We start from the raw sequence: 13,197 nt of genomic DNA, 5'->3' as shown, positions 1-13,197 counted from the left end.
GATCGACGGGGCCATCCGATTATATGCCCCGGTCGTATTCCGACAGACTCACTGATTCAAGGTTTGTTGTCTTATGAAAACCCCCGGCGTGACGCTATCTTCACTTTTTTTCCTGATTCTGCTGAGTGCAACTGCCGTGCGCGCCGCTGACCTCTCCGTGCAGGTCCGCAACCTGCCTGCAGAGGGTACGCTGGTTCTGCAGGTCTACGACGATCCGGACGCCTTCGGCGACTTTCGCAACCCCAGGCGGGAGGTCCGATATCCCATCCAGCCCGGCGAACGTTATGTCATCCCCGATGTCCCGACCGGGAGGATCGCTGTCCTCGCCTATCTGGACGAGAACGACAACGGTGCGCTGGACAAGAACTTTATCGGCATCCCGCGCGAGCCGGTGGGCCTTTCGAACAACTATCAGCCCAAGGGCCCGCCCAGCTTCCGGAACGCGGCCTTCACCGTTCGTGAGGAGGAGATGGCCTCACTCAACATCGAACTATATCGTGTTCTCGGCGAGTTCGGGCAATGGGGTGTAGGCCTGGGTGTGATCGGTCGCGGCAGCCCCTATGTGGGCTCCGATTCCAACGTATTTCAACCAATACCAGCCATCACCTACTTCGGCGAGCGCCTTCAGTGGATCGGGCCAAACATTCGTTACGGCATTGTGGGGAGTGAAGACCTTCGCCTCGCGGTTACCGCCTCGTATCGGGTTGGCGCCTATGAAGAAGATGACAGCGAATTCCTGCGCGGATTGGGGGATCGCGACAGCACGCTGATGGCCGGTCTGGGTCTCGTTTATGAGGCGCCCTACGGACTGGAATTTGATCTAGGCTATGAACACGATGCTCTCGATCAGATCGGTGGTGGCACCGCGGTGATAAAGGCGTCGAGGGGATTCCAGTTTGGCAACCTGCGCCTCTCACCTGAGCTTGGCGTTAACTGGCTGAGCAGCAAACTGGCCAACCACGATTTTGGCGTGCCCACCTCGGCAGCCGTTGCCGGCAGACCGGCCTATGATGTGGGGAACACCGTGACGTTCGAGGTGGGCGTAGGTGCCTTCTACGAGCTGACTGAAAGCTGGCGCATCGTCATGAGCGTGGCCATGGAGGAGCTGGGCAGCGACATCACCGATAGCCCGATAGTTGAAGATGATGGGCTAATCAAAGGGTTTGGCGCGGTCACCTATTCCTTTTGAAGAGCCCGGCACCTCAGCGGCCCTTCCCATTCAACTTATTCAAGCGTGAATAACATGACTGAAAAATTGCCCGGAGACAGACGTACACAAGTGATCTCGGCAATCGCCGGTGGCTGGGTGGCAGACGCCGCCAGTCTGGGACTGCACTGGCTGTACAACAGCGATCGGATAGCCGAAGTCGGCGGCCGATACCCCGAATTTCTCCCGCCCCGGGCGGACTACTTCGAAGGTGTGTTCGGTTATTTCGCCCATGAAGGCAAAATTCCGGGTGACATCAGCCACTACGGCGCTGCAACGAAAGTGCTCACCGACAGCCTTCTCGCCAACAAAGGCGAGCTTAATATTCGCGATTATCAGCGCCGCTTTGTGAACCATTTCGGCCCTGGCGGAGGTTGGCAGGGCTTTATCGATAACCCCACCCGAGGCACCCTGAACAATCTGGTCGCCACCGAGCAAAAGGCCATCGAGCTGGCCTTCTCGTCAATCGAAACGGACCTGTCGGAAAAGCAGAAACGCATATTGGTGCAGAAGGTATTGCCCTACACCCGCAGGCTAAGCGGTGACCAGTTGGCGGCACCCGTTCGTGAAGCCATCAACCTCACCTATCAGGAATCCCGAATTCAGGAAGCGGGCGTGTTGCTGGCCGAAACCATCGATGGGCACTTGCAGCCAGACAGCGGCGCCGACGACATGCAATTACCCGCCGTGTCCAAGCTCCCTCCCCTGGTCGCCTGTTATCTCGGGCAACGTGATTTGATGGATTGCGTCGAAGCCGCTGTGCGGGTCACCAACAATAACGATGAAGCCGTCGCCTGGGCCCGCTGTACGGCCAGGCTTCTGGAAGAACTGTTTCTGGGCACTCCCCCTTCGGAAGCGATTGAAGCCGCCTCCGAACTGGCCCCGGACCCAAAGAACCTGGCTGCAGCCATCTCTGACACCGCTCTCAATCCGGTTAAAGCCGGAGACACGTTTGGCCGCACCTGCTATCTCCATGAGGCGATGCCAGTCTGCTTTCACATAATCAGTCAGGCTCAATCCTTTACCGAGGCGGTACGGGCAAATATCCATTGTGGCGGCGACTCGTGCGGTCGAGCCTGGATCATCGGGCCAGCCATGGCGGCGATACACGGGGTTGGGCATGAGAAGGGCGTCCCGCTAAGCTGGCTCGCACGAGTAACAGATGGCGCTGACCTGTTTGCTGACCTGGAAGCGCTGGTTTAGAGGCAGAACCCTCGTCAGGGAGTCATCAGCTCGTTGAAGAGGATGGCCCGATAGGTTCCCCACTTTCGTCCAGAAGCTGGTGGTCGTAAGCTGCCTGGAGGCCGGTTTCTTCCTCCAACTCCTCTTGGGGTTCCTGCTCTAGGTAGCGCGGATACAGAGGCGACAGGATTGCCACCAGAATGCCAGCGACGGAGAACATGGCAAATGCATCAGAGTAGCCGAATTCGTTCACCAGCAGACCAACGAGGGGCGAACCGGTAGCCTGACCTAGCGAAACAGCCATGAACGGCAGCACTGGCCCCATGGACAACCGGCCTGGCAACAGGCGGATACCCGTCATCAGATACAGCCCGGTCAGGCTCATATAGGCCAGACCAAAGACCAGCGCGGAGAATGCCGCGATTGCCAGATTGTCCGGACTGGCGGCGAGCAATGCCAGGCTCGCGGACAGCATCATCAACATCAACGCCTGGGTAATCGGCGGGTTGTTGCGATCAGCCAGGTCAGCCACCACCGCACCTCCAAGACCCGCAATACCAACCGCCAGCCACAGCCAACCGGTTGCATCGGACGCCAGGGCACCGAGGTTGACGACCAGGTCTGGCGCAAAAATCCAGTAAGCGGCGGAGACGAAGCCCATCATGAAGGCAAACAGTGAGAGCCGGAACAGGCGCCACCACTGCTGTGCGCTGACAGGGGGTGGCGGGGCGGCGTTCGCCGGCATAACACGGGAAACCGACGGGATGAAAAACCAGGTGGCAACCACTCCGATCACCGCTATGACAGCAAAGGACGCATACGCATAACGCCAGGCGCCGGCCAGGAAGATAATAGTCGGCACGGAAACAATCACGCCAATACTGGTGCCCGCGTTCATCACCGAGCTCACCCGCCCGTGCAGGGAGCGCTTCACCAGCGCCTGCATGGCAGCGGTCAGGGCCGGCATCATCAGGCCAGTGCAGATGCCACAGGCAACCACACCCACCCCAAGGGATACAGCACCAACCGCCTGGCTTATCAACGCCAGCCCAACGGTACCAAAGACACCAGACAGAAACGCCGTGTTGCGAGCGCCCAGACGATCAGCGGATAAGGGAGCAACGAGTGAGGCGAACACAAAACTGATCAGCGGCAGCGCGCCGATGATGCCGATTACGTCCGGCGTCAGTTCTAACTCGGCGCGGATCGGGGGAACGAACAAGCCGAAAGCAAAGCGCGCGAGCCCGTAACTGATCGCGATCAGTGCCGCCCCTAAGAGCGCAAACGCTGTGCTTGAAGGAAACTTCATGCGCCGTGCTCCATGCGTTCGCCAACTTTGTCAGCGTAGACATCAACGAGAGCACCAACAAGGATTGTGTCGAAAAAGACCAGGGCATTTTCGGGTAACGCGTATCAAACCGCCGCCTGCGGCGAGAACCGACCGTCCCAGGTCCGTTCCAACGCCTCAAACAGGCTGTCGGCGGTAAGCGCCAGCAAACCGATCAGGATCGCCCCCTGCAGCACGTAGGCGGTGTTGCCATTCACCAGCCCGGCAATCACCGGGTCACCCAGGGTACGCGCGCCGATGGTCGATCCGATGGCCGCGGTAGCAATGTTGATGGTTACCGAGGTTCGAATGCCGGCGAGGATTACCCGGCCCGCCAAAGGTAGCTCGACCTGCATCAGCACCTGTGCCGGGGACATGCCCATCCCCAGCGCGGACTCCCGTACCGACGGATCGATACCCTCCAGGCCCGCCAGAGTATTGCGCAGAATGGGCAGCAGGCCATACAGGATCAACGCAAAGAGAATTGGCGCTTCGCCGAATCCTAGGACCGGCACCGCCAGCGCAAGCACCGCTACCGGAGGGAATGTCTGGCCGATAGACGCCACCTGACTGACCAGCGGCAGGAAATCGCGGCCCGATGGGCGGGTTGCAAAAATCCCGCCGGCAACCGCCGCGATTGTGCCTATAGCCGCAGAAACGACAACCAGCAGCAGATGATGCTGTAACAGGAACAGAAAGCTTTCCCGGTCGTAAATGACCCGCTGCTTGTCCGGCTGCACCCACTGAAACAACGGCTCCAGTACTGGCATGCCGGCGCTCAACCCGCACAGGAGAAAGGCCAGCAATACGGGAGGCAACCATACGCGCATCAGGCACCTTCCTGAATAAGACGTTCGCGGGTAATCACGCCAGTCTCCTGCCCTCGTGCGTTGAACACGGCCACCTCACTCAGATCCTTCCAGAGCATTACAGATAACGCCAGGCGCAAGCTGTCCTCTTCCTTGAGCGCGTTCGCACCGGGTTCCGACCGCTTTGGATCCGAATGAGGCGTCATCAGATCCCGTACTGCTCGCAGACTCATCAACTTCAGGCCGCGATCCTGCTTGCCGACCAGATTTTCAACAAAGTCAGACGCGGGGCGCCGAAGGATACTTTCAGGCGTGTCATGCTGGATAATGCGGCCCTGATCCATAACAGCAATACGCGTGGCCAGTTTCAGGGCCTCATCAATATCGTGGGTCACGAAAACGGTGGTTTTGCGGACCTGTTTCTGGATACGCAGCATCTCCAGCTGAAGGTTCTCCCGGGTGATCGCATCCAGCGCACCAAAAGGTTCATCCATCAGCAGGATGTTGGGATCCGCCGCCAGTGCCCGGGCGACACCCACCCTCTGCGCCTGGCCCCCGGACAGTTGTTGGGGGTATTTACTGGCGTGGGTGGCCGGATCGAGCTCCAGCAAGGTCATCAGCTCGTGGACCCGCGCGTCGATCCGTTCCCCGGGCCACTTTAATAACCGGGGCACCATCGCGATATTGCGGGCCACGGTCCAGTGCGGGAACAGCCCCGTCCCCTGGATGACGTACCCCATGTTCAGCCGCAACTGTTCCGGATTCATGGTGGTGATGCTCTCACCATCCACCAGAATCTCGCCGGCACTGTGAGGCAACAATCGGTTGATCATGCGCAGTGTGGTGGACTTGCCACAGCCGGAGCTGCCCACCAGCACGCAGACCTCACCGGTTTCGATGGTCAGGTTGATGTTGTCCACGGCGACGGTTTCACCGAAGCGCCGGGTGACATTTTTCAGTTCGATCATCCGAACACATCCTTTTCCATATCAGGCCGTCGTCGGGGTCGGCTTGAGGCTGGCCGCCAGCATCGTGAGTAACGCATCGGCCAGCAGAGCGAGCGCTATCGTGGGTAAGGCACCGAGCAATACCAGATCCATCGCCGCCTGCCCCAGCCCCTGGAAGATAAAACCGCCAAAGCCTCCGGCGCCGATCAGAGCAGCCACTGCGGTCAGGCCGATCGCCTGAATCGTGGTGATCCGCACACCCTCGATGATAACCGGCAACGCCAAGGGTAACTTGAGCTGGAAAAACAGCTGACGCTCGTTCATGCCCATCCCCCGGCCGGCATCGGCCAGATTCTCGGGGACTTCCGTGAGGGCGACAAAGGTATTGCGCACCATGGGCAGCAGACTGTAGGCAACCAGCGCCAGCAATGCCGGCGCCCAGCCGATGCCACGAATGCCCAGCTCCTGCAGAAATGGGAACGCAGACGCCAGGGCACTGAGAGGTGCAATCAGTAAACCAAAAACCGCAAGGCTGGGAATGGTTTGCAGAAAACTGACGGCGCCGAGAATGGGCCGCTGCCAGGCGGGGCTGCGGATCATCTTGAAAGCCAGCAAGAAAGCCAGACCCGCACTGATGGTCACCGCGCCAAGGGCCAGCGCCAGGTGGGTCCAGAGTGCCTGCTCAAACTTGTCGGGTTGGGCGCTGAATTCCCGAACCAGAGACAGACTCTCCAGGCCATCGCCGCGTAACAGTACCAGCCAGCTTCCTGAGATAAACACCAGGAGCATGAGCTGCAGTCCTCGCCGGGTGCTAAGCCGCCCGAGGATTTCGATCAACATCAGAGAAAGCAGGAACAACAGGCACCAGAATCCCGCCCCGATCGAAGAACGCGCGTAAGGTGAGCCTTCCGGAAGATGCCGGGTGGCAAAGACTTGCAATAACAGGGGCAACATTGAAAGAGCAAGCCCGACCAGGCCCAGCAGGAGCCGGTAACGGCTACGCAATGGCATGACGGACAGCAGAACCGACGCCGACAGGACCAGCGAAACCAGCCCGGCGCCGATCCCCCCTACCGCTGACAGCAGGCTGTGACCAGTCCCCGGGACGATTCGGTTTGGCTGAATGGTGCCCAGGTCAAGAACCCACACCAGTATCAGGGCGAGCACCCCGAGCACCGGAATGACGCGATTCGAGCCCATCCTGATCGAAATTCTGGGGGTAGCTGGCAAACCTCAGTCCCGGTTCAGGGAGTCCAGGTAATCCCGGGCCACCTTGTCGGCCGGCGCACCGTTCACCGCCACCTGTCCGTTCAGGCGCTGGAGGGTTTCCAGATCCAGGGATTCAAAGATGGGCTCAAGTACCTCACGGATCTTCGGGTACGTCTCCAGCACTTCAGCGCGTACGATTGGCGCAGGCTGATAGACCGGTTGAACCCCCAGGGTATCTTCCATCACCTTCAGATCAAGCGCATTAAGGCCGCCATCGGTGCCGTAGGTCATAGCGCCGTTCACGTCGTTGTCATTCAGCGCAGCAGCCCTGAGCGTCGCCGCGGTGTTGCCGCCGGAGAGGATGAGCAACTGGTCAGACTCCAGGTTAAAACCGTAAGCCTCCTGGAAAGCCGGCAGAGCACTGGCTGATTCGACAAACTCGGCACTGGCAGCAAACTTGAACGCACCGCCGTCATTGATATAGTTCGCGAGATCTTCCAGCGTCTGCAAGCCATTATCCCGTGCCAAATCTCCACGCACACTCATGGCCCAGGTGTTGTTGGCCTCAGCCGGTTTCAGCCAGATGATGTTGTGCGCTTTCTTGTCGAGGCTGGCCGCCTGCTCATAAGCCTGGTCTGGATCCCTCCAGAAATCCCGATCGGCCTGATCGTGGAAAAAGGCTGCATTACCGGTGTATTCCGGATAGAGGTCTATTTCGCCAGCCTTGATGGCATTACGCACAATGTTGGTTGCCCCCAGCTGGAGGCGGTTCTCGACCGGAATACCGGCCTCTTCCAGGGATTGGAGCACCATCTGGCCCAGCACGGCACCTTCGGTATCGATCTTGGACGACACCACCACCGGATCAGCGGCCATTGCCGGCCCGACAGTGAGCATAAAAACGAATGCCGCTGCGCGGCGCAATCGGAAAATAGGAAGCACGGCCATTCCTCTTGGTCGTTGGCGTATGTTTCTGTTTTTACTCATTCGGCTGATGGTAAGTTGCCTCCCAGCATGTTCTCGACCACTGCCGCATTGTAGAAGGTTTCAACCGTCTGGATTTTGTCGTTCCGGACCCGGAACCAGACCGCGAGCCGAACATCCCCAATCGGCTCGAAGTGGGTCCGGTAATCCAGAATCGCGAACACATGCTCTCCGTCAGCACTGAGCTGACGGATGATCAGGTCTTTCTGGATAGCGGCCATACCGAACTGGTAGGCCAGCATGTCATCCGGGCTAAGGAAACGCATATTCGGGCCCACGTATTCGAAGCCGTCAGCAGCCAGCAAGGCCTTTGCGTCATCAAAACGCTGGTCATTAATCCCCGCAATGAACTGCGCCACGATGTCTTTAGGCTGCATCAATCAACTCCATTGCAAGGCCGGGGACTATCCTCAATACCCCAGCCCCACACTCAATCATTCCACCGTGATAGTGATCTGCTCAGAGACAACCGGATCACTGTGCGGCACATGCGCATAATTGCCCAGCAACAACTGCAAGGTATGTTCACCGGGCGGCAGCGTAAGCTCGGTCTCTGTTTGTCCACCACCGAAATGCTTGATTTGATCGGTGGCTGGAAGCGGCTGGCTCAAATCAGACGGTACCTCAGTATCAATCAACAAATGGTGGTGTCCGGTACCCTCTTTCTCGACACCCGCAGGCGCGACGTCCATATTCCGTAGGCCAAACACGACCTTGAAGGTTCCCCCGACCGTCGCACCATCGCTTGGCTCAACGAAATACACTTCGGCATTTGCAGGGGCTTCTGAAGTCATGCTCTCAGCGAACGCATTGACTGGCGCGAACACCAAAGCTGAAAACAAAACGATTGCGATCCTTTTCATTTCACGTCCTCCTCTACATTCGTCAAATGTCAGTATAGTGAGGAAATGAGGGATCGTTACCCGACCCTTCCCGCCAGGTTCCCACGCTACTCTCCGTGTATAAAATCAATCTGTTCCGGATTGCCGGTTTTCCTTGGTTGCCGAGGACGGTGGGGAGCTTTGCTTTCCCGGCCAGCGAGAGCTATATACTTCTATGAGACTGCCTGGGGTTGTCTCAGGTTAGTCGTGCCCCATTCAGGAGGGCATATCATGAAAACCGCAATCCCCTGGACGATTGCTGCCTTGGCAGCAATCGTCCCAGTCGCCCCAGTGACGGCCGAAATCCTGGCAGTCATGAATTACGAGAGTAAGCCCGCCGACCAACTCAAGAGCCTCAAGTTATCTGGTGAAACAGCTCGACGCGAGGGCCTGGCGATCGTCGATGTCGATCCGGAGAGTCCGAATTTCGGAAAAATCGTATCGGATATTCCAATCGACCCGGCAACAGTCGCACACCACATCTTCTACGACCGAACGATGAGCAAGGCCTACATCACCGGTCTGCAACAGCCTGCGCTTCAGGTTCTTGATCTCACGAAGAATCCCTATCGCCTCTCCACGATTGAAACGCCGCCATGCAACGTGGCCGAGGACGTGATTCTGGACGAAGCGAACGAGCGCTGGTATCTGACCTGCATGGGCTCTGGCAAGGTGATCGTCGGTGACGTTGCGAGCGACGAAGTGGTGGGCGAGATTGATCTGCCGGGTACCTACCCGCACGGCCTAGCCGTCAATACTGCGATCGATCGCATACTGGTCACCTCGACCATCACGCCGGATCTGACCAGCCCGGACGAGTTCGTCTCGGTGGTGCGTGCCTCTGACCTCAAGCCGCTTGGCAAAATCAAGATGACGGATGCCGAGTCGCCGTCCAAGGTCGCGCCCGTCGAGGTGTTCTTCGTGCCAGGTGCCGAGCCGGCGACAGCGATCGTGACCAACATGTTCGGTCATACGCTCGAGGCGCTGGTCTGGGACACGGACTCGCAGGAGTTCGGTCGGGAGACGATCTTCAACTTCGCAGAGCATGGTGCCACTGTGCCGCTTGAGATCTACTTCAACGACGACAAGAACCCTGATCGTATGTACGTGACGACGGCCATGAAACCGGGTCACCTGCATATCTTCGACATCTCGGAAGGCCCGACCAAACCGAAGTTGCTGAAGCAGGTCGCCACGGCCGACGGTGCACACCACGTCGGATTCACGCCTGACTTCCGGTACGGATTCGTCCAGAACTCGTTCATCAACCTGCCGGATATGAGTGACGGCTCGGTCTCGGTGGTGGATCTTGAGCGCGGCGAGGTAGTCGCCTCCATGGACACCCTCAAGAATGCCGGGTTTAATCCGAACTCGCTCACGCTATTGCCGGAGTGGAACCACCTGGCCGGACACTAGGCGAATGCCGCGGCGCCGGATCGACAGCGCCGCGGCAACTCTTCCGGAGGTGGCGATGTATCTGAAGAAACTTGCGGTCGCAATGACAGGCATCCTCCTCCTTTTTGCGTCGACAGGGATCGGCTGGGCGCATGAAACAACCGACCATCAGCCGATTGAAAAGGGGCTCAAGACCGTACCCGAGCCTGCCGGCAAGACCACAGATAGCGGAGTGACCGTGATTGAGCGCACACTCGGGAAGGGGCCGGTCGGCACCATTGTGGTCCGCCAGGGCGCGACCGTCCGGCTGGTCCTGCACGCGCCGGTTGGCGTTGAACTGCACCTTCACGGATACGATCTGTCAGGAGTCGTGGACGGCGAGGCGCCGGTTGTCATGAGCTTTCGCGCCAATCATACGGGCCGCTTCCCAATTGAGGCGCACGGGATGCAAGACCTTCTGGGCCGCACCGACAGCGCACTCGCCTACCTTGAGGTTCGGCCTGAGTGACACGCTGGCAGGTGGCGGTGGCTACGACGGCGGTTCTGGCAGCGTCGCAGGTCAACGCTCATGCGTTTGGCGCCCGTTACGATCTGCCGCTGCCACTCAGCCTGTATCTTGCCGCAGCGGGGATGGCAGTGGCGGCGTCGTTTCTCGGCGCACTACTCTTTCTCCGTACCGGGCTGTCACGCCCAATGCATCTGGACATTCCGATCCCCGCCAAAGCTGGCCGCGCGCTTTCCACGGTGCTGGGCATTGTCGGCCTGCTGGTGCTCGCCGTCCTGCTCGGTGCAGCGTTCTTCGGACCGCAGGAGGCCATGCGCAATTTCGCGACTGTCTGGGTCTGGGTGATCTGGTGGGTAGGATTCGTGCTGTTCTCAGCCCTGGTGGTCTGTCTCTGGCCGCAGATCGACCCTTTTCGAAGACTGGCGGCATTCTCGACATGGGCGGTCGGTCGGCCGTGGCAGAGCAGTTCGGCCAATCTTCCGTGGGCCGCCGGCTTGATGGCGCCAGCAGGGCTGCTGGCGATCGCCTGGATTGAGCTGGTATCGGACTGGTCGGAAGATCCGCACACGGTGGGCCTGCTCGTGATGACCTATCTCGTGGTCGCGCTTCTCGGCGGGCTCGCCTTCGGGCAACAGTGGTTCCGTGTCGCAGACCCCCTGAGCCGCATTTTCGCGGTGCTTGGCCGGGTCGCGCCGCTGTCGGTGGCCAGCGGCACTGCAGTGCGCGTGCGTCCACCGGGCGAGGGCCTGCTCAGCAGGTCAGCGCCGGTTGGCGGCGAAGTGGCGCTGGTCACGGGGCTCATCGGGATTGTGCTCTTCGATGGCCTGTCCGAGACCCCCGTCTGGGCCGGCGTGTTGGATTTCGTGAGCAACTCGCCGTTCCTGCGAGCGCCGCTGCTGTGGCTGCGCGGTCAGGGCGCAGATTTGATTCAGGTCATTCGCACCATTGGCCTCCTGGCGACCATTGCCGCCTTCTACAGCGCCTACTGGCTTTTGATCGTGCTGATGCGGGCGCTGGCCGGCGGCACACTCACGATCGGTCAGCTCGCGCGAGCCTTCGTCGGTACGCTCCTGCCCATCGCAGTCGCCTACCATCTCTCGCACTATGTCTCATACCTGCTGATCGCCGGCCAGCTAATCTTCCCCGCCGCGTCGGATCCGTTCGGCCTGGGCTGGGACCTCTTCGGTACGCGGAACTGGTCCATCGACATCAGCGTCATCGGAACCAGACACATCTGGTGGGTAGCCTTCACGGCACTGATCGCGGGGCACGCGCTTTCCGTTCTGGTCGCACACCGGCGCGCACTTCAGCTCTTCAAAGACGCGCGGCGCGCCGCGCTCACGCAGGTCCCGATGACGATTGGCATGGTCGGACTGACTGTGCTGAGCCTGTGGATCCTTTCACAGCCAATCACGGAGTGACTGGAATCTCCGTGCGCAGGTCAGGGGAAGCGCGTTGAGGGTCTGAACGCTCATAATGATCATACACTCCACTCCGGCCGCATACGGCAACGTCGGCTGGGGCGAAGTGTCAGGAGATGGATGTGCTCCTTAGAGTCTACTCTCTCAGTAAATCCCGGGGTCCAACCCTGCCACAATTACCATGGGATAACTGATACTCACTGCCATCAGCGGAGCAAGCGCCTTATCCCAGGCCTTTGCGTTCTGGTGGTTTTCAATATCTTGTCGTTCAGCGGTCAACCCTGGATGACGATGTTCCGCCCATACGCGTCCGCCAATACCTGCACTTAAGATCAGCAGGAAATAGCCCCATGCCTGCCACCAGTAGCCCTTCCCTACTGGCGTGCCAGCGCATAGTCGATCGCCGCGCACACTGCGATAGCCTGAGCGGCATTGCACTGCTCGGGGGTCGCACGAGGGCTGTCGGGATAGACCTCGGTGGTCGTCCTGTAGGGGGCTCTGGTGATACTGGCGCACAGGCCCAGGTGTGTGAGCGGGTACTGGATAACACCCCGAGCGACCACCGGTGAGCCGAAGATCTCGCCGTTGTCATCAGCCGGAGCGATATGAGTGACCTGCTCCACCGCCTCGATCAACGCCTGCTGGAATTCAGGCTGTGGGCTCTCGCTGTCATCAACCAGATAGAAACCGTCGGGAATCTCGCCGGGCTCGAACGACTTGCCGTCACGGGCGGCCAGCGCAGGGCGAAACTCGGTTTCGTCGGTATCGGTGGTCTCGTGCAGGTCGATATGCAGCAGTGCACGATCGGCGACGGGCGCCACCAGTCGCATGAGTGCCGCCGACTCCTCAGCCGGACTGTCAGCGCAGAATGAGCGGTTCGGGTCAACCGCGTTCGCGTTCCAGCGATGGATGCGCTCGTACGCCCAGGGGCTGACACAGGGTGCGACCAGCAGGTTGACGCGGCCCGCGTAATCCGCCGCATGCTGATCGACGAACTGCAGCGCGCCGTGTACACCGCTGGTTTCATAACCGTGTACCCCGCCCGTTATCAGCACGACAGGCAGATCGTCCCGCCAGTCAGGGCTGCGGATCGCCATCAGCGGATAGGTGTCGGTGCCATAGTTCAGACGACCATACTCTTCCACATCAAAGCCCGAGCGCAGGCGCTCAATCACGCTCAACACCTCGGACTCGTAGCTGCGTTGACGGGTCTGTCGTGACAACCACTCGGCACGTTCAACATCGCCCCAGGGCGTGCCGGGCGTACCGATTGGATAAGGGGCGGAAGCCGTGTTCATATCGATTATTTTCTCCAGTGATGGCGGATGCA

At 59.7% G+C, this 13,197-nt stretch carries 13 protein-coding genes; 5 read left to right on the top strand and 8 right to left on the bottom strand.

The features are described 5' to 3' along the window. Positions 1-73: 73 nt before the first annotated feature. Complete coding sequence (locus KZO34_RS16210) at positions 74-1,189, top strand: MipA/OmpV family protein (protein ID WP_219477901.1); 1,116 nt, start codon at positions 74-76, stop codon at positions 1,187-1,189. Between the two features lie 54 nt (positions 1,190-1,243). Beyond that, a complete protein-coding gene (locus tag KZO34_RS16205; RefSeq protein WP_219477900.1) occupies positions 1,244-2,410 on the top strand; it encodes an ADP-ribosylglycohydrolase family protein in 1,167 nt (388 codons plus the stop codon). Between the two features lie 25 nt (positions 2,411-2,435). On the opposite strand, the gene KZO34_RS16200 is transcribed toward KZO34_RS16205, so the two are convergent. The 7 genes from KZO34_RS16200 to KZO34_RS16170 form a co-directional block, all read right to left on the bottom strand. Further along, entirely contained in the window at positions 2,436-3,698 is a 1,263-nt protein-coding gene (locus tag KZO34_RS16200) for an MFS transporter (protein WP_219477899.1), read from the bottom strand. Positions 3,699-3,802: 104 nt separating this feature from the next. Then, positions 3,803-4,546 (bottom strand): ABC transporter permease, encoded by a 744-nt coding sequence (locus KZO34_RS16195; protein ID WP_219477898.1) that lies wholly within the window; start codon positions 4,544-4,546, stop codon positions 3,803-3,805. Further along, positions 4,546-5,493, bottom strand: coding sequence for an ABC transporter ATP-binding protein (locus tag KZO34_RS16190; protein ID WP_219477897.1), 948 nt, complete (start codon positions 5,491-5,493; stop codon positions 4,546-4,548). The genes KZO34_RS16195 and KZO34_RS16190 overlap by 1 nt, the downstream gene beginning before the upstream one ends. 21 nt (positions 5,494-5,514) lie before the next feature. Further along, positions 5,515-6,672, bottom strand: a complete 1,158-nt coding sequence (locus KZO34_RS16185) for an ABC transporter permease (RefSeq protein WP_219477896.1) — start codon at positions 6,670-6,672, stop codon at positions 5,515-5,517. A gap of 33 nt (positions 6,673-6,705) precedes the next feature. Beyond that, on the bottom strand, positions 6,706-7,629 hold the full coding sequence (gene osmF, locus KZO34_RS16180; RefSeq protein ID WP_374706541.1) for a glycine betaine ABC transporter substrate-binding protein OsmF: 924 nt from the start codon (positions 7,627-7,629) through the stop codon (positions 6,706-6,708). Positions 7,630-7,664: 35 nt separating this feature from the next. Beyond that, positions 7,665-8,042 (bottom strand): nuclear transport factor 2 family protein, encoded by a 378-nt coding sequence (locus KZO34_RS16175; protein ID WP_219477895.1) that lies wholly within the window; start codon positions 8,040-8,042, stop codon positions 7,665-7,667. A 57-nt stretch (positions 8,043-8,099) separates the two neighbouring features. Further along, entirely contained in the window at positions 8,100-8,528 is a 429-nt protein-coding gene (locus tag KZO34_RS16170) for a DUF4399 domain-containing protein (protein ID WP_219477894.1), read from the bottom strand. A 249-nt stretch (positions 8,529-8,777) separates the two neighbouring features. Here KZO34_RS16170 and KZO34_RS16165 point away from each other — a divergent pair, with 249 nt between their 5' ends. From KZO34_RS16165 to KZO34_RS16155, 3 genes are read left to right on the top strand one after another with little or no spacing between them, the layout of a single operon-like run. After that, entirely contained in the window at positions 8,778-9,962 is a 1,185-nt protein-coding gene (locus KZO34_RS16165; RefSeq protein ID WP_219477893.1) for a hypothetical protein, read from the top strand. Between the two features lie 55 nt (positions 9,963-10,017). Then, positions 10,018-10,449: a hypothetical protein gene (locus KZO34_RS16160; RefSeq protein ID WP_219477892.1), complete on the top strand. Its 432-nt coding sequence runs from the start codon at positions 10,018-10,020 to the stop codon at positions 10,447-10,449. Then, complete coding sequence (locus KZO34_RS16155; protein ID WP_219477891.1) at positions 10,446-11,867, top strand: hypothetical protein; 1,422 nt, start codon at positions 10,446-10,448, stop codon at positions 11,865-11,867. The genes KZO34_RS16160 and KZO34_RS16155 overlap by 4 nt, the downstream gene beginning before the upstream one ends. Before the next feature lie 374 nt (positions 11,868-12,241). Here KZO34_RS16155 and KZO34_RS16150 read toward each other — a convergent pair whose 3' ends face one another. Further along, positions 12,242-13,165: a M14 family metallopeptidase gene (locus KZO34_RS16150; RefSeq protein ID WP_219477890.1), complete on the bottom strand. Its 924-nt coding sequence runs from the start codon at positions 13,163-13,165 to the stop codon at positions 12,242-12,244. Between the last annotated feature and the right edge of the window lie 32 nt (positions 13,166-13,197).

Origin of the sequence: Marinobacter sp. F4206 (assembly GCF_019392195.1) — a bacterium.
In the GTDB taxonomy this organism is placed as follows: Bacteria; Pseudomonadota; Gammaproteobacteria; order Pseudomonadales; family Oleiphilaceae; genus Marinobacter.
The sequence above is the reverse complement of the archived record's forward strand: the minus strand, read 5'-3'. Positions and strand labels throughout refer to the sequence as shown.